Annotated in this window: 21 protein-coding genes; 6 read left to right on the top strand and 15 right to left on the bottom strand. The window is 68.6% G+C overall.

What is annotated here, in order from left to right:
* Positions 1-2: 2 nt before the first annotated feature.
* From HV742_RS22785 to metH, 10 genes are all read right to left on the bottom strand, one after another.
* A complete protein-coding gene (locus tag HV742_RS22785; RefSeq protein WP_175146427.1) occupies positions 3-1,565 on the bottom strand; it encodes a mannitol dehydrogenase family protein in 1,563 nt (520 codons plus the stop codon).
* The gene (gene manD, locus HV742_RS22780) at positions 1,553-2,764 is read right to left on the bottom strand and encodes a D-mannonate dehydratase ManD (protein WP_049070960.1); all 1,212 of its coding nucleotides are present in this window, start codon (positions 2,762-2,764) and stop codon (positions 1,553-1,555) included. Before manD ends, HV742_RS22785 begins: the two co-directional genes overlap by 13 nt.
* Positions 2,765-2,791: 27 nt before the next feature.
* The gene (locus HV742_RS22775) at positions 2,792-3,523 is read right to left on the bottom strand and encodes an amino acid ABC transporter ATP-binding protein (protein WP_059272893.1); all 732 of its coding nucleotides are present in this window, start codon (positions 3,521-3,523) and stop codon (positions 2,792-2,794) included.
* Between the two features lie 110 nt (positions 3,524-3,633).
* Entirely contained in the window at positions 3,634-4,293 is a 660-nt protein-coding gene (locus HV742_RS22770) for an amino acid ABC transporter permease (RefSeq protein ID WP_059269195.1), read from the bottom strand.
* Entirely contained in the window at positions 4,290-4,955 is a 666-nt protein-coding gene (locus HV742_RS22765) for an amino acid ABC transporter permease (protein ID WP_006392647.1), read from the bottom strand. Before HV742_RS22765 ends, HV742_RS22770 begins: the two co-directional genes overlap by 4 nt.
* A 33-nt stretch (positions 4,956-4,988) precedes the next feature.
* Positions 4,989-6,026 (bottom strand): L-idonate 5-dehydrogenase, encoded by a 1,038-nt coding sequence (locus HV742_RS22760; RefSeq protein WP_175146426.1) that lies wholly within the window; start codon positions 6,024-6,026, stop codon positions 4,989-4,991.
* 12 nt (positions 6,027-6,038) lie between these two features.
* Positions 6,039-6,872 (bottom strand): substrate-binding periplasmic protein, encoded by an 834-nt coding sequence (locus HV742_RS22755; RefSeq protein WP_024067608.1) that lies wholly within the window; start codon positions 6,870-6,872, stop codon positions 6,039-6,041.
* A 131-nt stretch (positions 6,873-7,003) separates the two neighbouring features.
* On the bottom strand, positions 7,004-7,870 hold the full coding sequence (locus tag HV742_RS22750) for a substrate-binding periplasmic protein (RefSeq protein WP_175146425.1): 867 nt from the start codon (positions 7,868-7,870) through the stop codon (positions 7,004-7,006).
* 83 nt (positions 7,871-7,953) lie between these two features.
* Positions 7,954-8,682, bottom strand: a complete 729-nt coding sequence (locus HV742_RS22745; RefSeq protein ID WP_006386875.1) for a FadR/GntR family transcriptional regulator — start codon at positions 8,680-8,682, stop codon at positions 7,954-7,956.
* 179 nt (positions 8,683-8,861) lie between these two features.
* Positions 8,862-12,635 (bottom strand): methionine synthase, encoded by a 3,774-nt coding sequence (gene metH, locus HV742_RS22740; protein WP_175146424.1) that lies wholly within the window; start codon positions 12,633-12,635, stop codon positions 8,862-8,864.
* Positions 12,636-13,083: 448 nt separating this feature from the next.
* Here metH and HV742_RS22735 point away from each other — a divergent pair, with 448 nt between their 5' ends.
* From HV742_RS22735 to HV742_RS22710, 6 genes are all read left to right on the top strand, one after another.
* Positions 13,084-15,123, top strand: coding sequence for a TonB-dependent receptor (locus HV742_RS22735; RefSeq protein ID WP_063580547.1), 2,040 nt, complete (start codon positions 13,084-13,086; stop codon positions 15,121-15,123).
* A gap of 54 nt (positions 15,124-15,177) precedes the next feature.
* Positions 15,178-16,110 carry a cobalamin-binding protein gene (locus tag HV742_RS22730; RefSeq protein ID WP_175146423.1) on the top strand — a complete coding sequence of 311 codons (933 nt, stop codon included), beginning with the start codon at positions 15,178-15,180 and terminating at the stop codon, positions 16,108-16,110.
* A gap of 305 nt (positions 16,111-16,415) precedes the next feature.
* The gene (locus HV742_RS22725; protein WP_006386872.1) at positions 16,416-17,225 is read left to right on the top strand and encodes a thiazole synthase; all 810 of its coding nucleotides are present in this window, start codon (positions 16,416-16,418) and stop codon (positions 17,223-17,225) included.
* Entirely contained in the window at positions 17,222-18,064 is an 843-nt protein-coding gene (gene thiD, locus HV742_RS22720) for a bifunctional hydroxymethylpyrimidine kinase/phosphomethylpyrimidine kinase (RefSeq protein ID WP_020925371.1), read from the top strand. The genes HV742_RS22725 and thiD overlap by 4 nt, the downstream gene beginning before the upstream one ends.
* Before the next feature lie 243 nt (positions 18,065-18,307).
* Positions 18,308-18,988: a protein-L-isoaspartate O-methyltransferase family protein gene (locus tag HV742_RS22715; RefSeq protein WP_006386870.1), complete on the top strand. Its 681-nt coding sequence runs from the start codon at positions 18,308-18,310 to the stop codon at positions 18,986-18,988.
* 101 nt (positions 18,989-19,089) lie between these two features.
* On the top strand, positions 19,090-20,421 hold the full coding sequence (locus HV742_RS22710) for a TolC family outer membrane protein (protein WP_049070950.1): 1,332 nt from the start codon (positions 19,090-19,092) through the stop codon (positions 20,419-20,421).
* A 15-nt stretch (positions 20,422-20,436) separates the two neighbouring features.
* Here the strand turns inward: HV742_RS22710 and HV742_RS22705 are convergent, their stop codons facing one another.
* The 5 genes from HV742_RS22705 to HV742_RS22685 form a co-directional block, all read right to left on the bottom strand.
* Positions 20,437-20,925, bottom strand: coding sequence for an adenylyltransferase/cytidyltransferase family protein (locus HV742_RS22705; RefSeq protein WP_054418999.1), 489 nt, complete (start codon positions 20,923-20,925; stop codon positions 20,437-20,439).
* An 89-nt stretch (positions 20,926-21,014) separates the two neighbouring features.
* Positions 21,015-21,893, bottom strand: coding sequence for a ferritin family protein (locus HV742_RS22700; RefSeq protein WP_175146422.1), 879 nt, complete (start codon positions 21,891-21,893; stop codon positions 21,015-21,017).
* Between the two features lie 183 nt (positions 21,894-22,076).
* Positions 22,077-23,630, bottom strand: coding sequence for a ubiquinone biosynthesis regulatory protein kinase UbiB (gene ubiB, locus HV742_RS22695; RefSeq protein ID WP_054418997.1), 1,554 nt, complete (start codon positions 23,628-23,630; stop codon positions 22,077-22,079).
* Positions 23,631-23,633: 3 nt separating this feature from the next.
* Entirely contained in the window at positions 23,634-24,272 is a 639-nt protein-coding gene (locus tag HV742_RS22690; RefSeq protein WP_175146421.1) for a ubiquinone biosynthesis accessory factor UbiJ, read from the bottom strand.
* 195 nt (positions 24,273-24,467) lie between these two features.
* Positions 24,468-25,222: Tim44 domain-containing protein (locus HV742_RS22685; RefSeq protein WP_254601223.1), on the bottom strand; the 755-nt coding region annotated here is incomplete at its 5' end.

Here is a 25,222-nt window from a genome sequence, read left to right as displayed (position 1 = left end):
CCCTAGCCGGCGTCCGCGCGCATCGCGGCCAGGGTCGCCTCCAGCGCGCCCGCCACGCCCAGCGTGCGCAACGACTGCGCCGCCTGCGCCACCTCGCGCACGAAACGCTCGTCGCGGCCCAGGTCGCCGAACACGGCGGTCAGGGCCGTCATCTCGCGCGCCCAGGCCAGCGCGGCGGCCGGCCCGGGCGAAGCATCGCGCGCCGCCTGCTCGGCCTGCGCCAGCCGCTGCGCCAGCGTCTCGGCCAACGGGTCATCGATGGGATAACGCCGTCCTGCCTGATCCACCCCGCGCAGGAAATGCAGCCAGCCGGCCAGCGCCAGCGCCAGCCCGGCGATCGGCCGGTCCGCCGCCAGCCGCGCCCGCACCGTGCCCAGCAGGCGCTGCGGCATCTTCTGCGACCCGTCCATGGCGATCTGCCGCGTCTGGTGCCTTAGCGCCGGATTGGCGTAGCGTTGCAACAGCCGCTCCTGGTAAGCCGCCAGGTCCAGGCCCGGCAGCACCGGCAGGGTCGGCGCGATTTCCATGCGCATCAGGTCCGCCAGATAGCGCCGCAGCGCCGGCTGCGCCACGGCCTGGTCCACCGTGCCCCACCCCGCCATCACCGACAGGTAGGCCAGCGCCGAATGCGCGCCGTTCACCATGCGCAGCTTGAGGGTCTCGAACGGCGCCGCCTCGGCGACAAAGCGCGCGCCGCCCACGGCCCAGTCCGGCCGGCCGGCGGCAAAGCGATCTTCCACCACCCATTCCAGGAACGGCTCGGCCTGCACCGGCCAGGCATCCGTCATGCCCAGCGCCTGCGCCACGGCGGCGCGATCCTCATCGGTGGTGCGCGGCACGATGCGGTCCACCATGGAGCACGGAAACGTGCAGGCCTGGCCGATCCATTCGGCCAGGCGGGCGTCAACCTGCGCGGCGAACGCCAGCACCAGGCCGCGCAACAGATGGCCGTTGCCGGGCAGGTTGTCCAGCGACAGCAGCGTCACCGGCCCCAGGCCCGCCGCGCGGCGGCGCTGCAGCCCCCAGACCAGGAATCCGATGGTGCTGCGCGGCGCCAGCGGCTGGCCCAGGTCGTGCACGATGTCGGGATGCGCCAGGTTCAACGCGCCGCTGGCCGGATCGTGGCAATAGCCTTTCTCGGTCACGGTCAGGCTGACGATGCGCGTGTACGGACTGGCGATGCGCGCCAGCACCGCCTGCGGATCCTCCGGCGCCACCAGCGTCTCCAGCAGGCAGCCGATCACGGCCAGCTGCTGTCGCGGCCGGCCCTCGGCGTCGGCGCTGCGCAGCGCCAGCGTGTACAGCCCGTCCTGCGGCGCCAGCGCGTCGCGGGTGTCGGCCTGGCGCAGCGACACGCCGCAGATGCCCCAGCGCGGGTCGCCGCTGGCATGGATGGCCGCCTCATTCACTGCCGCCAGGTGGCCGCGCGCGAACGCGCCCAGCCCCAGGTGCACGATGCCGGCGCGCAACGCGCCCCTATCGTAGGCCGGCCGCGCCACGCCCGGCGCCAGCGCGGGCAGGCGCGCCGGATGCAGCCTGACAGCCGCGGGGGCTACCAGTTCCATAACGTGCCGTCCTGCTGCAAGCGGTTCACTGGCAGGTAAGCGCGCTTGTACGGATACTTGGCGGCCAGCTTCTCGTCGATGTCCACGCCGTGACCCGGCACGTCGCCCGGATACAGCATGCCCTGCGAGAAGGTGTAGGCGTGGGGGAACACCGCGTCCGTCTCCTCGGTGTGGCGCATGTATTCCTGGATGCCGAAGTTCGGCACCCACAGGTCGAAGTGCAGCGCCGCGCCCATGCACACCGGCGACAGGTCGGTGGCGCCATGGCAGCCGGTGCGCACCTGGTACAGCGAGGCCAGGTCGGCGATGCGGCGCAGGTGCGTGATGCCGCCGGCGTGCACCACGGTGGTCCGGATGTAGTCGATCAGCTGGTGCTGCACCAGGTCCTTGCAGTCCCAGATCGAATTGAAGATCTCGCCCACCGCCAGCGGCGTGGTGGTGTGCTGGCGGATCAGGCGGAAGGCCTCCTGGTTCTCGGCCGGCGTGGCGTCTTCCATCCAGAACAGGTTGTACGGTTCCAGCGACTTGCCCAGCCGCCCGGCCTCGATCGGCGTCAGGCGGTGGTGCACGTCGTGCAGCAGGTGGTGCTCGAAGCCGAGCTTTTCGCGGATGCGATCGAACAGCTTGGGCGTGTGCCGCAGATACTTCTCCGTGGACCAGTCGTGCTCGCTGGGCAGGTCGGCGTCGGCGGGTTCGTAGAACAGGTTGCCGCGGCCCACGCCGTAGACCTTATCCAGCCCCGGCACGCCGCTCTGCGCACGGATCGCGCGGTAGCCCATGTCGGCATAGCGCAGCACCTCGTCGACGGTGTGCTCGATGTCGCTGCCGTTGGCGTGGCCGTAGACCATCACCCCGGTGCGGCTCTTGCCGCCCAGCAGCTGGTACAGCGGCAGGCCGGCGGCCTTGGCCTTCAGGTCCCACAGCGCGGTGTCGACCGCGGCGATGGCGGTCATGGTGACCGGGCCCCGGCGCCAGTAGGCGCCCTTGTACAGGTATTGCCAGATATCCTCGATCTGGTGCGCGTCGCGGCCGATCAGGCAAGGCACCACGTGTTCGGTCAGGTAGGCCGCCACGGCCAGCTCGCGTCCGTTCAGGGTGGCATCGCCGATGCCGGTCAGGCCCTGGTCGGTCTCGATCTTCAGGGTCACGAAATTGCGGCCCGGCGAACAAACAATGACGCGTGCGTTCGTAATTTTCATCATGGATTCCGTGAAACGGGAGGGTATTCAGCCTTCCCAGCCCAGGTGGCTGAGGAAGTCGCGGGTACGGGCGACCTGCGGGTTGTCGAAAATCTGCGCGGGCGGGCCCTGTTCCAGAATGGCGCCGTTCTCGAACACCACCACCCAGTTGGCCACGCGCCGCGCGAAACTCATTTCATGCGTGACCACGATCATGGTCATGCCTTCCTGCGCCAGCTTCTTCATGACGTTCAGCACCTCGCCCACGGTCTCGGGGTCGAGCGCCGAGGTCGGCTCGTCGAACAACATCACTTCCGGCTCCATCGCCAGGGCGCGGGCGATGGCCACGCGCTGCTGCTGGCCGCCGGACAGGTTGGCGGGAAAGTTGCCGGCCTTGCTGGCCAGGCCGACCTTCTCCAGCAGCGCCATGGCGCGGGCCCGCGCCAGCTCCGGCGCCATGCCGAGCACGGTGATCGGCCCCATGGCGACGTTGTCCAGCGCCGACTTGTGCGGGAACAGCTCGAAGCTCTGGAACACCATGCCCATGCGCTGGCGCACCTTGCGCACTTCCGATTCGGCCTCCGGCACCGCCACGCCATCCAGCAGCACGCGGCCGCCGTCGATCTTCTCCAATGCATTGGTGCAGCGCAGGAGCGTGGACTTGCCCGAGCCGGACGGGCCGATCAGGCACATCACCTCGCCCTTGTTGACCTGCAGCGAGACGTCGTTCAACGCCACGAAATCGCCGAAGACCTTGCGCACGTGCTCGTACACCAGCACCGGCGGCTGGTCGGCGCCCTTGCGCGCGGCGGCCGTTGTTGCGGCAGGCGTTGTTGCGGCGGCCGCCGCCGCGCCGGTCGTGCCGGCCACTTGTTCCAGGATCATCTCGTTCACTCCTTGACTCCGTATTTGCGGTGGATCCAGTCGACCAGCTTGGCCTGCGGATAGCCCATCAGCCAATAGATCACCGCCATCGCGGTCAGCATTTCCAGCACGCGGAAGCTCTGCGCGCGCACCTGCATCGAGGCATAGGCCAGCTCGCTGACGGCGATCACCGACACCAGCGAGGTGTCCTTGAACAGCGAAATCCAGGTGCTGGCCAGCACCGGCAGGATGCGCCGCGCCGCCTGCGGCACCAGCACCTTGAACATGGCCTGGCGGCGCGACATGCCCATCGCCAGCGCCGCCTCCATCTGGCCCTTGCGGATCGAATTGATGCCGGCGCGGAAAGTCTCGGAGTTGTAGGCCGACACGTTCAGCACCAGCGCCACCAGCGCCGTGGTCACCGCCGAGAACTGCACGTCCAGCGCCATCGGCATCACGTAGAACGCCCAATAGATCACCAGGATCAGCGGCAGGTTGCGGAAGAACTCGACGATCGACACCGCGATGCCATTGGCCACGCGGTTCGACGACAGCCGCATCAGCGCCAGCACCATGCCGCCGGGCACCGCCAGCGCCATCGTCACCACCGTCAGCATCACGGTCATGGCCGCGCCCTGCAGCAGCACCTGGCGCGAATCCCAGATAATTCCCCAGTCCAGATTCATGAGCGCCCCAGGTGTGCGTAACGTTGGTACAGCCGGTCCACGCCGCGCGTCACCGGGAACAGGATCACGAAGTACGCCACGATCACCGCGGTGAACACCTCGATCGGCCGGTAGCTCTGCCCGGCGATGGTCTCGGCCTTGTGCATCAGCTCGGGCACCGCGATCACCGTGGCGATGGCGGTGTCCTTGATCGCCACCGTCAGCACCGAGCCGAAGGCCGGCAGCATGCGGATGGTGGCCTGCGGCAGGATGATCTTGCGCAGCGCCTGGGCCCGCGACATGCCGAGCGCCAGGCCGGCGCGCATCTGTCCCGGGCGCACCGACTCGATGCCGGCGCGGATCACCTCGGCCGAATAGGCCGCGATGTGCAGCGTCAACGCCACCAGCGCCGCCCAGAACGGCGCGAAGGTCACCCCGGCCAGCAGCGGGAAGGCGAAGTAGATCCACACCAGCACCACCAGCACCGGAATGGCGCGCATGCTGTCGATGTAGAACACCAGCAGCACCCGCAGCCAGCGCGGCCCGTACAGGCGCAGCAGCGCGATCACCAGGCCCAGCAGGATGCTGGACACCGCCGTGACGGCGCTCAGCGCCACCGTGATGCCCAGGCCGCTGGCGAAGAAGCGCCAGTTATCGACGATGGGGGAAAAATCGAAGTCCATGGAATCTCCGTGCGGTCGCGAGCGCGGCCGGGCTCAGAACGTCACCATCACTTTCATGGCCTGGCGCCGGTCCGCCGCCAGCGCGAAGGCCTCGTGCGCCTGGCGCGCCGGCACCGCCGCCGTCAGCAGCGGCGCCACGTCCACCAGGCCGCGGCCCAGGTAGTCGACCGCCCAGGCGTATTCATCGACGAAGCGGAAGCTGCCGATGACGTTCAGGCTCTTGACCATGATCTGGTTGAACGGGCACGGCTCGCTGCTGCCATTGAGCGTGCCCACCGTGACGATGGTGCCGCGCGGCCGCGTGGCGCGGATGCAGTTGGCCAGCCCGGCGTAGTTGCCGGAAGCCTCGAAGCACACATCGACCGTGCCCTTGCCCGCCGCCAGCTCGTCCAGCGCGGCCGGCTCGGTGGCGGCGTTGATGGTGCGCGTGGCGCCGACCTTGGCGCAGGTCGCCAGGGTCTGGTCGACGATGTCGACCACGATGACTTGGCTGGCGCCGGCCAGGCGCGCCGCCATCAGCACCAGCGCGCCGATCGGCCCGGCGCCCACCACCATCACCGTCTTGCCCAGCAGCGTGCCGGCGCTGCGCACCGCGTGCAGCGCCACCGCCAGCGGCTCGCCGAAGGCGGCCAGCTCGAACGAAAGGCTGTCCGGCACCGGCACGCATTGCTTTTCCTGCACCACCACCTGCTCGCGCATCGCGCCCTGCATATGCGGATAGCGGCTGGCGCTGCCGAAGAAGAACACCGCCTCGCAGTGGTTGGCATCGCCCTGGCGGCAATAGCGGCACACGCCGCAGGTGCGGGCCGGATCCAGCGCCACGCGGTCGCCGGGTTTGACGGCGGTGACCGCCGAACCGACCTCCAGCACCTGGCCCGAGGCCTCGTGGCCCGGCGTCAGCGGTTCGCGGATGACGAAGTCGCCGACCCGCCCGTGGCGGTAGTAATGCAGGTCCGAACCGCAGATGCCGACCGCCTTGACGCCGACGCGCACCTGCGTCGGGCCCAGCGGTTCGGGCGCCTGTTCCACCAGCCGCAAGTCCTCGGCCCCATGAATCGCGCAATTGAGCATGGTGTGTCCGCCTTACTTCAGGTTCTGTGTCATGCGGCGCTCTTCGGCCACCAGTTCGGGATGCATGCGCGCTTCCACCTTGCGCAGCCACTCCAGGTACACCGGCTGGTTCTTGGCCACGCCCATGCCCGCGTCGATCGCGAAGATCTTGCTGTCCTGGCAGTCGTTTTCCTTGGGGAACACGGCCAGGCCCTTGACCTTCCTGCTGATGTTGGGCCAGAGCATGCGGTTCAGCGGCGCCACGTCGGAGCGGCCCGCCAGCACTTCCTCGATCGGCGCCACCGAACCCGAGTTGGTGACGCCGCGCAGCTTGGCCTTGGGGAAGTTCTCCAGCACCAGCGGCTCTTCGCCGGCGCCCGAGAAGTAGGCCATGGTGATGCCGGGCTGGTTGAAGTCCTCGACCTTGGTGGCGCTGGTGAACTTGGGATTGGACGCCAGGCCGAACATGCAGACGCTGGTGTTCGAGAAGGTGACGAAGTCGATGATCTTGGCGCGCTCGGCGTTCTGGTTCAGCGGCCCGATCATGATGTCCATCTGGTTGGCGATCAGCGCCGGCACCTTGGTTTCGTGGCTGACCTGCACCGGCACGATCTTCACGTCCAGCAGGCGCGCGAATTCCTTGCCCAGCAGCCACGACGAGCCCATCCAGGGCTCGCCCGAGCCGGTGGTGTTCTGCACCAGCCACGGCGGGTTGTTGACCACGCCCACGCGCAGCACGCCGGCCTTGCGGATGGCGTCGATGCGCGGGCTCTCGCCGGGCGCGGGCGGCGTCTGCGCCTGGGCGGTGGCGGCGCCGGCCAGCAGCAGGGCGGTGGCGGCGAAACGGGTGAGGAAGGACGGTTGCATTGCGGTCTCCTTGGAGGCAAGCCCGGCGGCGGACGCCGGATGCGGGCGCGCGAGGCCGCGGGCAGTCGCCCGGGCCGCGCGCCTTGCGCGGGGTCGGTGAATCCAGTGGGGTGGGGAAAGGCCGGAGCGGCCTACGGGGTCTGTTCGATGATGCGCATTTCGTCGGCGTCCAGGCGCGTCTTCATGCCGGCGGCCACCTGCCGCAGCCAGGCCAGGTATTCGGGCTGGTTCTTGTCGATCGCCAGGCCCACCGGCGAGGCCTTTTCGGTGCTCTGCTGGCAGTTGGCCTCGGCGGGCAGCGCGGTCAGGCCGCGCACCTTGCGGCTCAGGCCGACCCAGGGCACGCGGTTGATCGGCGCCGCGTCGGCGCGCTTGGCCATGATTTCCTCGATCGGCGCGGTGGCGCCCGAGTTGGCCACGGCGCGCAGCGTGGCGTTGGGAAAGCGCTGCTTGACCCAGGCTTCCTCGGCGCCGCCGGTGAAGTAGGCGATGGTGACGCCGGGCCGGTTCAGGTCATCGACCGACCTGGCCGCGGCCATTTTGGGATTGGACGCCAGGCCGAACAGGCAGACGCTGGTGGACGAATACAGCACGAAGTCGACCACTTTCAGGCGCTCCGGCGTCTCGGCCAGCGGGCTGATGGTCATGTCGACCTGGTTGGCCGCCAGCACCGGCACCTTGGTCTCGTGCGAGACCTGCACCGGCGTCAGCTTCACGCCCAACAGGCGGGCGTATTCCTTGGCCAGCAGCCAGGCCGGGCCGCTCCAGCCCTCGCCGCCCTTGCCGGACACGTCCTGCAGCAGCCAGGGCGCATTCTGCAGCACGCCGACGCGCAGCTCGCCCGCCTTGCGGATCGCATCGATGCGCGCGCTCTGGCCCGCCGCGGGCGCTTCCTGCGCCATCGCCGGCGCCGCCAGCGCATAGGCCGTCAGCGCGCACGCCGACAACATCGCCGCCGCCCTGTGCCAGGCGCGGCTCCCCTTGTTCCTTTGCTGCATCCTGTTGTCTCCTGATGTGTGTCGCCCGGTTCCGGGGCGCGGTATCTTCCGCGCTCAGCCGGGGGCCGCCTGCCGGTATTACGTCAACGCCACCCCTGCGCGAACTCGCCGATCACGCGTTCGAGGTGATTGCGCATTGCCTGCCGCGCGCCATCCGCATCGCGCGCCACCAGCGCGCTGAAGATGCGCTGATGGTCTTCCTGCGAGGCCTGGCGCAATTCCTGCGTGTGGAAATGCTGTTCGATCTTTTCCCAGATGGGGCCTTGCGCCTGGTCCCACATCGCCGTCACCGTGCCCAGCAGCACGCTGTTGCCGGTGGACTGCGCGATGTACAGGTGGAAACGGCGGTCGGCCTCCTGGTTCTCTTCCTTGTGCATCATCTGTTCGCGCATGGTGGTCAGCGCTTCGAAGATGCGGTCCAGGTCGGCATCGTTGCGCGTCGTGGCCGCCAGCGCCGCGATCTCGGATTCCACCAGGCAGCGCGCGCGCAGCAGTTCGAACGGACCGGCGCCCGGCTCCTGCGCGGCCGGCAGGCGCGCCACGCCCGGCTTGGGCTCACAGACGTAGATGCCCGAGCCGCCGCGCACTTCCACCACGCCCTGCAGTTCCAGCGCGATGATGGCCTCGCGCAGCGAGGTGCGGCTGACGTCGAAGCGCTCGGCCAGCGCGCGCTCGGCCGGCAGGCGCTTGCCCACCGCGAACTCGCCCTGCGCGACCAGCGCCTGGATCTGCGCGGCCAGCCGCAGGTAGGCGCGGTCGGCCACCGGCTTGCTGGCGGGTTCCTCGGGCTTGGGGATCAGTTGTAGTGTCATGTCGGTTGAAAGTGGTTGGACCAAATATTATGTGGTTTACCAATTTGGCACATCATGGTTTACCACTATCCATTTGGTAAACCGTCCGAATAAAACAAAGCGCCGCGCCGGACGAGCCGGGGCGGCGCTGGGGTGGCACTGAGATGCCGGACGGGGCCGGCGCGGCGGCGAAACCGGCCTCAGCCCAGGTTCGGCGCCAGCGTGCGCTTCAGATCCTCGATGCTGCGGCCGCTGCGCGCGGCGTAGTCCTGCAACTGGTCTTCGCCGATGATGCCGACGTTGAAGTACTGCGACTGCGGATGGCTGAAGTAGAAGCCCGACACGCTCGAGGCCGGGAACATGGCGTAGCTGTCAGTCAGCATCATGCCGATGTCGGCGCCGTCCAGCACGCGGAACATGTCGGTCTTGACCACGTGCTCCGGGCAGGCCGGATAGCCCGGCGCCGGGCGGATGCCGACGTACTTCTCGGCGATCATGTCGTCGTTGGACAGCGCCTCGTCCGGCGCGTAGCCCCACAGGTCCTGGCGCACGCGGGCGTGCAGGCATTCGGCGAAGGCTTCGGCCAGGCGGTCGGCCAGCGACTTGAGCATGATGCCGGAATAGTCGTCCAGCGCCTTCTCGAACTCGGCTTCCTTCTTCTCGATGCCGATGCCGGCCGTCACCGCGAACATGCCGATGTAGTCGAGCTTGCCGCTGGATTTGGGCGCGATGAAGTCCGACAGCGACTTGTTGCTGACGCCCTCGCGCTTGGCGCCCTGCTGGCGCAGGTTGCGATAGGTGAACAGCACCTCGCTGCGGCTCTCGTCCTTGTAGACCTCGATGTCCTCGTCGTTGACGCTGTTGGCCGGATAGAAGCCGACCACGCCGTTGGCGGTCAGCCAGCGGCCCTCGACGATGCGTTTCATCATGGCCTGGCCGTCGGCGTAGACCTTGCGCGCCTGCTCGCCCACCACCTTGTCGTCCAGGATCGCCGGGAACGGCCCGAACAGGCTCCAGGTCTGGAAGAACGGGCCCCAGTCCACGTACTTGGCAATCTCGGCCAGGTCATAGCTCTTGAAGGTGCGGCGGCCGATGAACTTGGGGCGCGGCGGCGTGTAGCTGTCCCAGTCGATCCGCGGGCGCGAGGCGCGCGCCTCGGCCAGCGGCAGGATCGGCGTGGCCTTGCGGTTGGCGTGGCGGCGGCGCACGTCCTCGTATTCCTCGGCCAGCTCCGCCAGGTAGGCGTCCGCCTGGTCGGACATCAGGCTGGTGGCCACGCCCACCGAACGGCTGGCGTCCGGCACGTAGATCACCGGGCCTTCGTAGTTGGGCGCGATCTTCACGGCCGTGTGCACGCGGCTGGTGGTGGCGCCGCCGATCATCAGCGGCACCTTGCGGCTGCGGAAATACTCGTCGCGCTGCATTTCCGAGGCGACGTAGGCCATCTCTTCCAGGCTGGGCGTGATCAGGCCGGACAGGCCGACGATGTCGGCATTCTCTTCCTTGGCCTTCTCCAGAATCTGGGCGCAGGGCACCATCACGCCCATGTTCACCACTTCGAAGTTGTTGCACTGCAGGACCACCGAGACGATGTTCTTGCCGATGTCGTGCACGTCGCCCTTGACGGTGGCGATGACGATCTTGCCCTTGGCGCGCACGTCGCCGCCGGCCGCCGCGATCTGGCGCTTTTCCTCTTCGATGAAGGGGATCAGGTGGGCCACGGCCTGCTTCATCACGCGCGCCGACTTCACCACCTGCGGCAGGAACATCTTGCCGGCGCCGAACAGGTCGCCCACCACGTTCATGCCGTCCATCAGCGGGCCTTCGATCACCTCGATCGGCCGGCCGCCGCGCGCGGCGATTTTCTGGCGCACCTCTTCGGTGTCCTCGACGATGAACGCGGTAATGCCGTGCACCAGCGCGTGCGACAGGCGCGCCTCGACCTCGGCATTGCGCCAGGCCAGGTCTTCTTCCTTCTTCGCGCCCGAGCCCTTCACCGTGTCGGCGAACTGCACCAGGCGCTCGGTCGGCGTGCGTTCGTCGGCCGGGTCGGTCTTGCCGACCGGCTCGGCGCGGTCCAGCACCACGTCCTCGACCAGGTCGCGCAGCTGGGGATCCAGATCGGCGTAGACGCCCAACTGGCCGGCGTTGACGATGCCCATCGTCATGCCTTCCTTGACCGCGTAATACAGGAACACGGTGTGGATGGCCTCGCGCATCGGCTCGTTGCCGCGGAACGAGAAGCTCACGTTCGAGACCCCGCCCGAGATGCGGGCGTGGGGCAGGTTTTCGCGGATCCAGCGCGTGCCCTCGATGAAGTCGACGGCGTAGTGGTTGTGCTCGTCGATGCCGGTGGCGACCGCGAACACGTTGGGATCGAAAATGATGTCTTCCGGCGGGAAACCCTCTTCCTCGACCAGGATCTTGTAGGCGCGGCCGCAGATTTCCTTGCGGCGCTCCAGCGTGTCGGCCTGGCCCAATTCGTCGAACGCCATCACCACCACCGCCGCGCCGTAGCGGCGGCACAGGCGGGCGTGGTGGCGGAACGGCTCCAGGCCTTCCTTCATGGAGATCGAGTTGACCACCGGCTTGCCCTGCACGCACTTCAGGCCGGTCTCGATCACGTCCCACTTGGAGCTGTCGATCATCACCGGCACGCGCGCGATGTCGGGTTCGGAGGCAATCAGGTTCAGGAAGCGGTGCATGCACGCCACCGAATCCAGCATGGCCTCGTCCATGTTGATGTCGATGATCTGCGCGCCGTTCTCGACCTGCTGGCGGGCCACCGCCAGCGCCTCGTCGTATTTCTCTTCGCGGATCAGGCGCGCGAACATCTTGCTGCCGGTGACGTTGGTGCGTTCGCCCACGTTCACGAACAGCGTGTCCTCGTCGATGTTCAGCGGCTCCAGGCCCGACAGGCGGGTCTTGACCGGGATCTCCGGCACCACCCGCGGCGTCAGCGCCGCGACCTTGTCGGCAATCGCGCGGATGTGGTCGGGCGTGGTGCCGCAGCAGCCGCCGGACATGTTCACCAGCCCGGCGCGGGCGAATTCCTCCAGCAGCGCGGAAGTGTCGGCCGGCGTCTCGTCAAAGCCGGTCTCGGCCATCGGGTTGGGCAGGCCGGCGTTGGGGTAGACACAGACGTAGGTGTCGCAGATCTTGGACAGCTCGGCCACGTACGGGCGCATCAGCGCCGCGCCCAGCGCGCAGTTCAGGCCGATGGTGACCGGCCGCGCATGGCGCACCGAGTTCCAGAAGGCCTCGACGGTCTGGCCCGACAGGATGCGGCCGGAGGCGTCGGTGACGGTGCCCGAGATCATCACCGGCAGGCGGATGCCGCGCTGCTCGAACACTTCCTCGGTGGCGAAGATCGCGGCCTTGGCGTTGAGCGTGTCGAAGATGGTTTCGATCAGGACGATGTCGATGCCGCCATCGAGCAGGCCGTTGAGCTGTTCAACGTAGGCCACGCGCAACTCGTCGAAGGTGACGTTGCGCGCGCCCGGGTCGTTCACGTCGGGCGAGATCGACGCCGTCTTGGGCTGCGGGCCGAGCGCGCCGGCCACGAAGCGCGGCTTGTCCGGCGTGCTGTACTGGTCACAGGCCTGGCGCGCCAGTTGCGCGGACACCAGGTTCAGCTCGTAGGCCAGTTCCGGCAGGTCGTAGTCGCCCTGCGCGATCGAGGTGGCGCCGAAGGTGTTGGTCTCGATGACGTCGGCGCCGGCTTCCAGGTACTGGCGGTGGATCTCCGAGATCACGTCCGGCCGCACCAGCGACAGCAGTTCGTTGTCGCCCTTCAGGTCCTTGCCATGGCCGGCGAAGCGCTCGCCGCGGAAATCGGCCTCGCCCAGCTTGTAGCGCTGGATCATCGTGCCCATGGCGCCGTCCAGGATCAGGATGCGCTGGCCCAGCAGGCGGGCGAAATCGCCGCCGCGGGTGAAGCTCTCGGGCGGGTAAGGCAGGCGGGGATACGACACGTTCAGGTCCGAAAGGAGGGTTGGGCAACGAAAGCGGCCGCGCAAATGTCGCTAAAAAGCGATAAAGGCCGAAAAATCAACCCCTGATCGTAACAAAACAGGCCCTGTTTCGCCCTCCGGTGATACAGTTTCGGCCCCGAACCGGTGCTTTCGGCGCACTGGGACAGGCAAGAACGCAACACTTGCCGGTCCGCGCGCGAAAGGTAAACGGGAAACAGGAAGACGCCCGCCCCGCCGCCCACAAGGCCGGCTGGCCCGGATATCCAGCCTGTGCTGCCCCCGCAACGGTCCCCATGCGCGCGATGCGCCCATGGCAGCCCGATACCGGCCTGTTCGATCGCCAGGACGCCCGTCCGGCGCCCGCTCCCCAGGGATCGCGGCGTGGCCCCGGGTTTCCTCCCCATCGTGATTGACCTGCGGGGTCGCGGGTCGCATCGAGGTCTTGTAGATGAAATCCCGCTCCATCCGGCGCTACGCTGGCGCCCTGCTCTGTTCCGCCCCGGCCCTCTCGGCCGCCCAGCAAGCCGCCACTCCCGAACTCGACACCGTCACCGTCACCGCCCAGCGCGTGCCCAGCGATGGCCGCACCCTGCCAGTGTCGATCTCCGTCATCACCGCCGAAGACATCGCCGCCAGCAGCGCCCGCACCATGCAGGACCTGCTGTCGACGCAGGCCGGCATCCACCTGGTCAACACCACCAGCGCCAGCGACAACGCCATCGTCGACCTGCGCGGCTTCGGCATCACCGGCGCCAGCAACACGCTGATCATGATCGACGGCGTCAAGCAGAACACCAACGATCTGTCCGCCCCCAGCCTGGGCGTGGTGCCGCTGGACCAGGTCGAACGCGTCGAAATCGTGCGCGGCAGCGGCTCGGTGCAATACGGCGGCGGCACCACCGGCGGCGTGATCAACATCATCACCCGCAAGGACTTCGCCAAGGAGCCGGTCACGGCCCGCGCCACCGCCACTTTCGGCAGCTACGGCCTGCGCCAGTACGACGCCGCCGTGGCGCTGAACAACCAGAAGGTGGGCGTGGACGCCTACATGCAGTCGCTGCACAGCGACGGCTACCGCGAGCACAGCGGCGAGAGCCGCGAGGGCGGCGGTGGCGGCATCACTTTCCGCCACGACAACGGCTCGATCCGCCTGTATGGCAACACCACCACACAGAAGCTGGACCTGCCGGGCCCGCGCCTGATCAACCCGACCACGGGCGAGAACCAGTTCGAAAGCGACCCGCGCGGCGCCAAGAACAAGGTCGACTTCGTCAAGACCACCACCACCACCTTCGGCCTGCAGGTCGAGCAGCAGCTCGGCGTGGGCACGCTGTACGCCGACGCCTCGACCCGCGAGAAGAAGCTCAACGGCCTGTCGTACGACGGTTTCGGCGACACGCTGCGCCAGCAGAAGCTGGAAGAGAACCTGGCCAGCCTGCGCTACCGCCTGCCGATCAACGGCGGCCACAGCGTGGTGTTCGGCGCCGACGCGCAGGAAGCCAAGACCTCCGCCGACCAGAACGCCTACTACGACTTCGCCCCCTCCAAGTGGCAGTCGCGCCAGCATCAGTACGGCCTGTTCGCCGAAGGCCAGATCCGCGCCACCGACAGCACCTACGTCACCCTGGGCGCGCGCCGCCAGTACGCCTCCGACAAGCTGGAAGTGATTTCCGGCTCGGGCGAGGAGTCCGACAAGGGCCACCACCTGACCGCCTGGCAGCTCGGCGTGCGCCAGGACCTGCCCGCCGGCTTCGGCCTGTACGGCAAGGTCGGCCGCAGCTTCCGCCTGCCCAATGCCGACGAAGCCCTGTCGGTGCAATCGCCGCTGGCGCCGCAGACGTCCACCGACAAGGAACTGGGCGTGACCTGGGCCTCGGACAGCACCAGCGCGCGCCTGTCGTGGTTCCGCTATGACCTGACCAACGAGATCCAGTACAACCCGCTGGCCGACGGCATGTGGGGTCCGGGCACCGGCGCCAACACCAACCTGGATCCGACCCGTCGCCAGGGCATCGAACTGGAAGGCCACCACAAGCTGACCAGCAGCCTGACGCTGGACGCCAACCTGACCTGGATGGAAGCGCAATTCCGCTCGGGCACCTACGGCGGCGTCGACCTGGCGGGCAAGACCGTGCCGCTGGCGCCCAAGTGGCTGGCCAACGCCGGCGTGACCTGGCGCCCCACCGACGCGTTCCTGTGGAACGTGACGGCGCAGTACGTGGGCAAGTCGCGCATGGACAACGACCAGGCCAACCAGTTCGACACGCAGCTGGACGCCTACGTGCTCTTCAATACCAAGGTGGCCTACAAGTTCACCCGCAACATCGAAGGCGCGTTCGGCATCAACAACCTGCTGGACCGCAAGTACGCCACCTACGGCATCCGTGGCGGCGATGCCTCGTTCCAGATGCTGGGCCCGGTTGCCAACTACAACCTGTACCCCGCGCCCGGCCGCAACTTCTACGCCTCCCTCACGGTGCGCTACTAAGCGGCGATCCGATATAGTCGGCGTTCCTCCACGCCCACCGTATCGATCCCTCGCATGACGTTCGTCCGCGCCCTTCCGTTCGCCGTCCTGGGGCTGCTGTGCGTCCCGGGGCCGGCGGCGGCCGACACCTCGCCCAAGACTGCAGCCGCGACCTCGGTCGAAGCCCCGGCGGCGGTCCACGCGCGCGACGACCGCGGCCGCGACGTCACCCTGGCCGCCCCGGCGCGGCGCGCGGTGACCCTGGCGCCGCACGCCACCGAGCTGGTCTACGCGGCCGGCGCCGGCGCCTACCTGGTCGCCACGATCCGCGGCAGCGACTATCCGCCCGCGGCCCGCGCCCTGCCGGTCATCGGCGACGGCACCCAGCCCGATCCCGAGCGCGTGGCCGCCACCCGTCCGGACCTGGTGATCGCCTGGCAGCCTTCCGCCGCCGCGCCGCTGGCGCGCGTGATGGACAAGCTCGGCGTGGCGGTCTACTACAGCGACCCGCAGACGCTCGCGGCCATTCCCGACGCGGTCGAACGCCTGGGTGTGCTGTTCGGCACCGAGGCGCAGGCCGGCCCCGCCGCCCAGGCCCTGCGCGCGCGCCTGGACGCGCTGGCCGCGCGCTACGCCGGCCGCGCGCCGGTGCGGGTCTTCGTGCAGGCGGGCCTGGACCCCATCTACACGCTGAACCACGCCAGCATCGTCAGCGACGCGCTGCGCCTGTGCGGCGGCGTCAACGTCTTCGCCCAGGCGCCGGTGGTGGCGCCGCAGGTCGGCCTGGAAAGCGTGCTGGCGGCGCGGCCCGATGCGGTGCTGGCCGGCGTCTCCGCGCCCGCCGACACCACCCGCAACCTGGCCGCCTGGCGCGCCATGGGCCTGCCGGCGGCGTTGGCGGGCCACGTCTACGGCATCGACGCCGACGCGCTGTACCGCCCCGGTCCGCGCCTGATCGATGCGGCCGAACAGTTGTGCGCCGACCTGGACCGGTTGCGCCAACCCTGAGGCGTAGGGGCATCCAGGAGCGTCTCGCGCAGGCCCTGGACATCGCCGCACGCGCGGCCGCGCTATCGCCATCCCCATGCGGCGCGGCGCGCTCCCCCGATACCCCTGCCCGCGTCCCGGTCATTCGCACCGGCCACCGCTGCGCGGCAAGCGCGATTTCTGGAACGCGCCAACGTGGCCTTTCGCGCAGGCGCGCCGCGCCGTGCTTTATGATTCGCCTAACCGGGATCAACCCATTGATCCGCCCGATGATCAGCCAGCCCCCGCGGGTCCCGCTGCGCGCGCCCGCCCTTTGAAGCATCGCCATGACCACTCAAGACACTCTCACCATCGCCGGCCGCGCCTACTCGTCGCGCCTGCTCGTCGGCACCGGCAAGTACAAGGATTTCGAACAGACCCGCGCGGCGCTGGATGCCAGCGGCACCGAGATCGTCACGGTCGCCATCCGCCGCACCAACATCGGCCAGAACCCGGGCGAGCCCAATCTGCTCGACTACGTGCCGATGTCCAAGTTCACGCTGCTGCCCAACACCGCCGGCTGCTATTCGGCCGACGACGCCGTGCGCACGCTGCGCCTGGCGCGCGAGCTGCTGGACGGCCACGCCCTGGTCAAGCTGGAAGTGCTGGGCGATCCGCACACGCTGTTCCCCAACATGCCCGAAACCCTCAAGGCCACCAAGACGCTGGTGGATGAGGGCTTCCAGGTCATGGTCTATTGCACCGACGATCCCATCCAGTGCCGCATGCTCGAAGACATGGGCGCCGTGGCCGTGATGCCGCTGGCCTCGCTGATCGGCTCCGGCATGGGCATCCTGAACCCCTGGAACCTGCGCCTGATCATCGACCAGGCGCGCGTGCCGGTGGTGGTGGACGCCGGCGTGGGCACCGCCTCGGACGCCGCCATCGCCATGGAACTGGGCTGCGACGCCGTGCTGATGAACACCGCCATCGCCGCCGCGCGCGACCCGGTGCTGATGGCCAGCGCCATGAAAAAGGGCGTCGAGTCCGGCCGCGAGGCCTTCCTGGCCGGCCGCATGCCGAAAAAGCTCTACAGCGGCGCGCCCAGCTCGCCCACCGAGGGCCTGATCACCGCCGCGCCCGGCGCCGCCAAATGAGCAGCCGCCAGCCGGCCGCCAACGGCCGCCCGATCCCCAACGCGCTGACCATCGCCGGCGTCGACCCGTCCGGCGGCGCCGGCATCCTGGCCGACGTCAAGGCCATGAGCGCCCTGGGCGCCTATGGCTGCGCCGTCATCGCCGCGCTCACCGCGCAGAACACCCAGGGCGTCAGCGGCATCTCGCCGGTGCCGCCGGCCTTCGTCGGCCAGCAGATCGACACCCTGTTCGCCGACGTGCGCATCGACGCGGTCAAGATCGGCATGCTGGGCCAGCAGCCGGTGATCCAGGTGGTGGCCGAAAAGCTGGCCAAGTGGACCCCGGCGCACGTGGTGCTGGACCCGGTCATGGTCGCCAAGAGCGGCGACCTGCTGCTGGAACGCGACGCCGTCGGCGCCATGCGCGAAGCGCTGCTGCCGCAGGCCACGCTGCTGACCCCGAACCTGCCCGAGGCCGGCGTGCTGCTGGAAGAGCGCCCGGTGGAGACGGTCAAGGAAATGCGGCGCGTGGCCGAACGCCTGCGCAACAAGCTGGCGCATTCCGGCCAGCGCTGGGTCATGGTCAAGGGCGGCCACCTGCCCGGCAACGACACCATCGACCTGCTGCACGACGGCGACCGCATGATCGAGCTGCCGGGTCACCGCATCGAGACCGCCAACACCCACGGCACCGGCTGCACCCTGTCGGCCGCCCTGGCCGCCCTGCTGCCCCAGGTCGAGGACGTGCCCGAGGCGGCGCGCCGCGCCAAGGCCTACCTGACCGAAGCCATCCGCCACGCCGAGCGCCTGTCGGTCGGCTCCGGCCATGGCCCGGTGCACCACTTCCACGCCTGGTGGTGAGACCGGCGGGGCGGTATCGGACTTCGCACCCGGTCCCCCGCCCCGGCCGGCCGCCAGGGCCGATGTAACCCGACTCCCCGCACTCTCCTCCCGTCCGCCCGGCTGGCCGTGATTGCGTCCGAAAGCGCCGCGACCGCCGGCCCGTTTCCGGGCGTGTAACCAGGCGGGCCGCTCCCCGGCGTCACAGGACGCTACGAATCGGTACAATGGTCGGCTGATTCCTCCGCTTTTTTCCTGACCGTCATGAACGCTTCGACCCTGCCCGACGTAGAACAAGCCCGCTTCAACATGGTGGAACAGCAGATCCGCCCGTGGGACGTCCTGGACGCCAACGTGCTGCAAGCACTGTTCGATGTGCGCCGCGAACAGTTCGTTCCGCCGGCCCTGCGCGCCCTGGCGTTTTCCGACCTGGAACTGCCGCTGGAAATCAACGCGGTCAATACCCGCCAGACCATGCTCGCCCCCAAGGTCGAAGCCCGCCTGGCCCAGGAACTGCAACTGAGCAAGTCCGACTGCGTGCTGGAAATCGGCACCGGCTCCGGCTATCAGGCCGCGCTGCTGGGCTACCTGGCGCAGCAGGTCACCTCGGTCGAGATCGACAGCCGCCTGGTCACGTTCGCGCAGCAGAACCTGCAGATGAACAACGTCACCAACGTCAAGGTCGAAACCGGCGACGGCCGCAACGGCTGGGGTTCCACCGAATACGACGCGATCCTGGTGACGGGTTCGGTGCCGGTCGTGCCCGACGCGCTCAAGTACCAGCTGCGCGTGGGCGGCCGCCTGGTCGTCGTCGTCGGCCAGGCCCCCGTCATGACGGCCTGTCGCATCACCCGCACCACCGCCGCCAGCTTCGAGACCGTCAATCTGTTCGAAACGGTCATCAAGCCCCTGCGCGGCGCCACGGTGTCGCAGTTCAAGTTCTGAGTTCCCAGGCGGGGCCGTGCGGCCCCGCCACGCCGGCCCGCCCGGCCACACGGGCTCCCGCCCTGGATTCCCTGGAGCAGCACCCCTCCCCCTGACAGATCATGCGCGTCCGACTGCTTACGGCTTTACTGGTTTTTACCTCCGCCGCAAGTGTCGGCCCGTCTGTCGCGTGCGCGCAGAATCTGCTGCAGGTGTGGCAATCCGCCCTGGGCAATGACCCCATCTATGCGGCGGCCCGCGCCAATTACCGCGCCGGGCTGGAAAAGGAACCGCAGGCGCGCGCCCTGCTGCTGCCCGAGGTCTCGGCCGGGGTTGGCGGCGCCTACCAGGAAACCCGCAGCACCCGCGGCCTGAGCATGGCCTACAGCGGCGGCCGGGGCGTCTGGGACCTGGCGCTGACCCAGCCGCTGTTCGACTGGGGCCGCTGGCAGAACCACGAACAGTCCAAGCTCATCGTCGCCGATGTCGAGGTGCAATTGCAGCAGGCCTACCAGGACCTGCTGCTGCGCGTGGCCGACGCCTATTTCAACGTGCTGTATGCCCAGGACGCCCTGACCGCCACCGAGGCCGAAAAGGCCGCCGTGGCCGGCCAGCTGGAGTCGGCCAAGCGCAACTTCGAGCTGGGCAACGCCACCATCACCGACACCTACGAGGCGCAGGCGCGCTACGACCTGGTGGTGGCGCAGGAACTGCGCCTGCAGAACGACCTGGACGTGCGCCGCGATGAACTGGCCAGGATCATCGGCACCGCCCCCGGCGCGCTGGCCGAACTGCCGCCGGGTGTGCAGTTGCCCGCGCCGCAGCCGGCCCGCGTGGCCGACTGGAGCAACCAGGCCGAATCCTCCAGTCTGGAGGTGCTGCGCGCCCAGCTGCTGACGCGCATCGCCGGCCGCGAGATCCAGATCGCCAAGAGCGGCCACTACCCCACCCTGAACCTGCGCGCCACCAGCGGCAGCGCCAGCGACGCGGTGATGCGCAATGCCACCCCCGGCAAGCCGATCGACAGCACCATCGGCGTGGTGCTGTCGATTCCCTTGTATTCGGGCGGCGGGGTGTCCTCGCAGGTCACGGAAAAGGTGCAGCTGGAGCAAAAGGCCCGCCACGATTTCGAGGCCGCGCGGCGCCAGGCGGTGCAGGCCGCGCGCCAGTACTACACCGGCGTCACCAGCGGCCTGGCGCGCATCCAGGCGCTGGAAGCCGGCGAGAAGTCCAGCCGCGCCGCGGTCGAGGCCAACCGCACCGGCTATGAAGTGGGCGTGCGCATCAACCTGGACGTGCTCAACGCCCAGCAGCAGCTCTACGCCACCCAGCGCGACCTGGCGCTGGCGCGCTACAGCACGGTGCTGTCGGGGCTGCGCCTGAAGGCCACCAGCGGCATCCTGGCCGAGTCCGACCTGGAAGCCATCAACCGCTTGCTGCGCGAACCGCGCTAAGCGCGCGGCAGCGCCTCAGGCGCCCTGGATCTTCTTGACCAGCGCCGTGGTGGAACGCTCGAACTCGAACGGAATGGCCACCGCGCGGCCGCCCCAGGTCTTGACCAGGGCGGTCTCGGGCAGCTTTTCCATGTCGTAGTCGCCGCCCTTGACGATCAGGTCCGGCTTGAGCTGGCCGATCAGCGCCTCGGGCGTGTCCTCGTGGAACGAGGTGACCACGGTGACAAAGCCCAGCGCCGCCAGCAGCGCGGCGCGGTCTTCCATGCGGTTCAACGGGCGCTCGGCGCCCTTGCCCAGGCGGCGCACCGATTCATCGGTGTTGACCGCCACGATCAGCGTGGCGCCCAGTTGGGCGGCCTGGTCCAGGTAGGTGGCGTGGCCCCGATGCAGGATGTCGAAGACGCCATTGGTGAACACCAGCGGCCGCGGCAGGCGGCCGGCGGCAACGGCGGCGACGCAGTCGTCGCGGGACAGGACTTTGGATTCGAAACGGGCGGCTGGCATGCCGCGATTGTACGACGGCGGCCGTGGCCGCCGTCATCGGTCATCTGACGCCCCCGGACAGGGCCGGCGCGCGCCGCCGTGGCGCCCCGTCAGGCGCCGGCCAGCACGATTTCCTTTTCCCTGGGCACGATCAGCGCCGTCATTTCCTTGCGGTAGCGGTTCAGGTCCTTGACCGTCTCGAAGCTGCGGTCCATCAGCTTGGACAGGATGTGCAGGATGCGGGTGGCGACCTTCTGTTCCCACACGCCGTCAAAGCGGATCTGGGTGTCCAGCCAATGCTCCAGCCAGCCCGGCTCGGGCAGGCGCGACTGCACCGTGTCGTTGGGGAACAGGTCCTTGTTGACGTGCAGGTTGGTCGGGTGCAGCGCCTGCTGGGTGCGGCCAGCCGAGGCCATCAGCACGCCGATCTTGGAGAACGCCAGGCGCGCCTGCACGCTGGTGTCCTCGCCACGGTTGTGCAGGGCGCGGCGCATGTACTGCAGGTAGGCGCCGGCATGGCGGGCCTCGTCCTGCGCCACGGTTTTGTAGATGGCCTTGATGACCGGCTCGGTATGCCATTCGGCGGCGCGGCGATACCAGTGGTTCAGGCGCACTTCGCCGCAGAAATGCAGCATCAGCGTTTCCAGCTCGGGCGCGACGTCGAATTCGAAGCGCACGTTGTGCAGCTCTTCCTCGGTAGGCACCAGGTCGGGACGGAAGCGGCGCAGGTATTCGATCAGCACCAGGGAATGCTTCTGTTCTTCGAAGAACCACACCGACATGAACGCGCAGAAATCGCTGTCGCCGCGATTGTCGCGCAGGAACATCTCGGTGGCCGGCAGCGCGGCCCATTCGGTGATGGCGTTCATCTTGATCGTATGCGCCTGCTCGTCCGAGAGCTTGCTGCGATCGAAGTCGCCCCAGGGAATATCGTGCGCCATGTTCCAGCGCACCGCTTCCATGGTCTTGAAGAGTTCAGGATAAAGCATGTTCTGCCCTTGTTTTCGTCCCGCTAGTGGGGCTATAGAAATTGATGAATGGCGCACGCGCTTGCCGGCGCGACGCTGCACAGAGGTCTGCCCAGCGCTATTTTTCGCCGTCTCCCGCGAAGCTATGATGACCGTTTCATGAATGAAACATGACAGGGGATCGCACTTACACCATCGCGCCGCCTATCGGGTCAATGCCCACAACGCCACCCCGATGGCCAGGGCCAGCACGCCAACCAGCGCCGCGACGAGCCGGTTGTTCTGTTCCTGGGCCCGCCGCAGCTGCGCCATCTCGGCCAGCAGCGCCGGCGAGAGGTTCGGGCGGTTCAGGTGGTCGTGGACCAGCCTGGGAAGCGCCGGCAGCATCTGCGACCACTGCGCGGCTTCTTTTTCCAGGCTCTGCCGCAGGCCCTTGATTCCGACACGCTGGCGCATCCAGCGTTCCAGATAGGGCTTGGCGGTCTTCCAGAGATCCAGGTTGGGGTCGAGCTGCCGCCCCAGGCCTTCGACGTTCAGCAACGTCTTCTGCAGCAGCACCAGCTGCGGCTGGATCTCCACATTGAACCGGCGCGAGGTCTGGAACAGGCGCAACAGCACCTGGCCCAGGGAAATCTCGGACAACGGCCGGTCAAAATAGGGTTCGCAGACGGCGCGCACCGCGCCCTCCAGTTCTTCCTCGCGCGTGTCGGGCGGCACCCAGCCGGACTCGATATGCAATTGCGCCACGCGGCGGTAGTCGCGATGGAAGAAGGCCAGGAAGTTCTGCGCCAGGTAGTTCTTGTCGAATTCCGACAGCGAGCCGACGATGCCGAAGTCCAGGGCGATGTAGCTGCCCAGCGTCTCGGGCCGGTCGGACACGTAGATGTTGCCCGGGTGCATGTCGGCGTGGAAGAAGCCGTCGGTGAACACCTGGGTGAAGAAGATCTCGACGCCGGTGCGCGCCAGGGTCGGGATGTCGATGCCGGCGGCGCGCATGCGCTCGACCTGGCCCACCGGCACGCCATACATGCGCTGCATGGTGAACACGGTGGACGCGGTGTACTCCCAGATCACCTCGGGCACCATCAGCATGTCGCCGCGGCCCGATTCCGGACCGAAGTTGCGGCGCAGCTGGCTGCAGTTGGAAGCCTCGCGCACCAGGTCGAGTTCGTCGTGCAGGTATTTGTCGAACTCGGCCACCACCTCGCGCGGCTTGAGCCGGCGGCCATCGGCGCCCAGGCGCTCGATGATGCGGGCCACGATCTTGAGCAGCGACAGGTCCTTCTCGATGATGCTGAGCATGCCCGGGCGCAGCACCTTGACCGCCACCTCGCGGCCGTCGTGCAGCACCGCGAAGTGCACCTGGGCGATGGAGGCCGACGCCACCGGGTCCACCTGGAACTGCGCGAACAGCTTTTCGGGCGGCGCGCCCAGCGCGGCCTCGATGCAGGCAGCGGCCTGGGCCGACGGGAACGGCGGCACGCGATCCTGCAGCAGCGCCAGCTCGTTGGCGATGTCGGCCGGAATCAGGTCGCGGCGGGTGGACAGCACCTGGCCGAACTTCACGAAGATCGGGCCCAGCGATTCCAGCGCCAGGCGCAGCCGCAGGCCGCGCGGCTTGCGCGGCCGGGTGCCCAGGCGGATGACGCGCAGCAGGCAGGTGGCCAACGGATGGTTCAGGCTGGACAGCACCAGCTCGTCCAGGCCATAGCGCAGCGAAACCAGAATGATGCGGAACAGGCGCAGCAACGGAAACATAGGTCAGGCGCCCCGCTTGGCGGCGGCCGAGGCCAGCCGGGTGGACAGGGTGGCGGCCGAACGCGCCAGCGCATCGGCGCGGGCGTTCAGCTCGGCCAGGTCCAGGCGCCATTGCTCCAGCGCCGGGCGGCCCAGCAGCATGCCGCTTTCCTCGGCCAGATACTCGGATACGTTCTCGGCCATGCGCTGGCCGGCCTGGCGCGCGCCGCCGGCAGCCGCGCGCAGCCCACCGGCGATGCGCAGCGCGGGGATGTCGCCCACCATCCTGGCCAGGCTGTCTTCCGGGTCCCAGCGCAACTGCCTGGACAGGTCCGCCACCACCTGCGCCAGCGCGGCGTCGCCGGAAATGTGCGTGGCTTCGGCGAAATCGGGCGCCGCGCCGCCCGCGCCCAGGCGCGGCAGCGGCAGCTTCTCGGGCGCCACCGTCAGGGTCACGTCGGGCACCACGGCGGCATCGGCCTGGGCCGCCAGCCCCTCGCTGTCGATGGTCAGGCCCAGGGTGAAGCCGCCCAGCGCGAAGCGCACGGTCTTGCCGGCGTGGCGGGCCAGGCGTTCGCGCGCCCAGTCCTCACGCTTCAACAGGGCGTTGAGCGCGCCGACGGCCAGCCGTGCAGGAGTGGGCAGAAACGAAAAAGGCAACATGACAGTCCGCGACCCCGCGCAACGGGGCTGACGAAGTTGATGGGTAAATCGGGAGTGTACCGGGTTGGATGGGGGTGTGTTCCGGGCAGTCTGGGCGCGGTTTGCGCCCGCGCATGGAAAAACCGGCCCTGAAGGGCCGGTTGGGACGGACGGCCGCGAGGCCGCCGCGAGATCAGGGAGATGGCGCCAGCCGGATCAGCTGGCGTATTCCACCGGAATCTGCTGGATGCCGGCCAGCAGCCAGCCGCCGTTGGCGGGCTTGAACAGGTTCCAGACTTCCTCGAAGCGGAAGGCTTCGGCGCCCGGGGTTTCGCGCAGCATGCCCGAGAAGCGCACGCTGGCCAGGTGACCGTCGGACACGGTTTCGATGCCCAGCAGCTCGGCGTTCAACAGCACCACTTCGGTCTTGTTGGGCGCGGCGCCACGCTCTGCCAGCTGCGGCTTGAGCTCGGTGATCAGGTCATCGGTCAGGTAGTCGCGCAGGCGGTCGGTGCTGCCGCTGTCCCACACGGCCTGGATGCGCACGAACTGTTCCTTGGCCTGCTTCAGGAAGTTGGGCGTATCGAAGTCGCCGGGCACGAACCAGTTGTTGTCGTCACCCGCCTTGGGCAGCACGGCGGCCGGGGCGGCAGCGGCGGCTGCGACCGGCGCCGCCGCCGGGGCGGCCGGCTTCAGCGCCTCACGCCACATGGGCTGCTGCTGCGGTTGGCCAGGCGCGTTGTTGGCGCCGCCGAAGGCGCCCTGCGTGGCCGGACGCGGCGCCGCGCCGCGCAGGCGGCGGATGATGAACATCACGGCGAACACGACCACGGCGATCAGCAGCGCGGACGACAGGAATTCGGCGAAGGCGCCCGACAGGCCCATGCTCGAGAGCAGCGCGGCGATGCCCAGGCCGTCGGCGATGCCGGCGATGGGACCGAGCCAGCGCGACGCGCCGCTCTTGGCGGCCG

Source organism: Achromobacter ruhlandii (assembly GCF_902859695.1).
In the GTDB taxonomy this organism is placed as follows: Bacteria; Pseudomonadota; Gammaproteobacteria; order Burkholderiales; family Burkholderiaceae_B; genus Achromobacter; species Achromobacter ruhlandii.
This window is presented reverse-complemented; position numbering and strand designations above follow the sequence as displayed.

Coding starts and splice junctions, on each gene's coding strand:
- HV742_RS22785 (WP_175146427.1), bottom strand. CDS start 1,565: ATGGAACTGGTAGCCCCCGCGGCTGTCAGGCTGCATCCGGCGCGCCTG.
- manD (WP_049070960.1), bottom strand. CDS start 2,764: ATGAAAATTACGAACGCACGCGTCATTGTTTGTTCGCCGGGCCGCAAT.
- HV742_RS22770 (WP_059269195.1), bottom strand. CDS start 4,293: ATGAATCTGGACTGGGGAATTATCTGGGATTCGCGCCAGGTGCTGCTG.
- HV742_RS22765 (WP_006392647.1), bottom strand. CDS start 4,955: ATGGACTTCGATTTTTCCCCCATCGTCGATAACTGGCGCTTCTTCGCC.
- HV742_RS22760 (WP_175146426.1), bottom strand. CDS start 6,026: ATGCTCAATTGCGCGATTCATGGGGCCGAGGACTTGCGGCTGGTGGAA.
- HV742_RS22755 (WP_024067608.1), bottom strand. CDS start 6,872: ATGCAACCGTCCTTCCTCACCCGTTTCGCCGCCACCGCCCTGCTGCTG.
- HV742_RS22750 (WP_175146425.1), bottom strand. CDS start 7,870: ATGCAGCAAAGGAACAAGGGGAGCCGCGCCTGGCACAGGGCGGCGGCG.
- HV742_RS22745 (WP_006386875.1), bottom strand. CDS start 8,682: ATGACACTACAACTGATCCCCAAGCCCGAGGAACCCGCCAGCAAGCCG.
- HV742_RS22735 (WP_063580547.1), top strand. CDS start 13,084: ATGAAATCCCGCTCCATCCGGCGCTACGCTGGCGCCCTGCTCTGTTCC.
- HV742_RS22730 (WP_175146423.1), top strand. CDS start 15,178: ATGACGTTCGTCCGCGCCCTTCCGTTCGCCGTCCTGGGGCTGCTGTGC.
- HV742_RS22725 (WP_006386872.1), top strand. CDS start 16,416: ATGACCACTCAAGACACTCTCACCATCGCCGGCCGCGCCTACTCGTCG.
- thiD (WP_020925371.1), top strand. CDS start 17,222: ATGAGCAGCCGCCAGCCGGCCGCCAACGGCCGCCCGATCCCCAACGCG.
- HV742_RS22715 (WP_006386870.1), top strand. CDS start 18,308: ATGAACGCTTCGACCCTGCCCGACGTAGAACAAGCCCGCTTCAACATG.
- HV742_RS22710 (WP_049070950.1), top strand. CDS start 19,090: ATGCGCGTCCGACTGCTTACGGCTTTACTGGTTTTTACCTCCGCCGCA.
- HV742_RS22705 (WP_054418999.1), bottom strand. CDS start 20,925: ATGCCAGCCGCCCGTTTCGAATCCAAAGTCCTGTCCCGCGACGACTGC.
- HV742_RS22700 (WP_175146422.1), bottom strand. CDS start 21,893: ATGCTTTATCCTGAACTCTTCAAGACCATGGAAGCGGTGCGCTGGAAC.
- ubiB (WP_054418997.1), bottom strand. CDS start 23,630: ATGTTTCCGTTGCTGCGCCTGTTCCGCATCATTCTGGTTTCGCTGCGC.
- HV742_RS22690 (WP_175146421.1), bottom strand. CDS start 24,272: ATGTTGCCTTTTTCGTTTCTGCCCACTCCTGCACGGCTGGCCGTCGGC.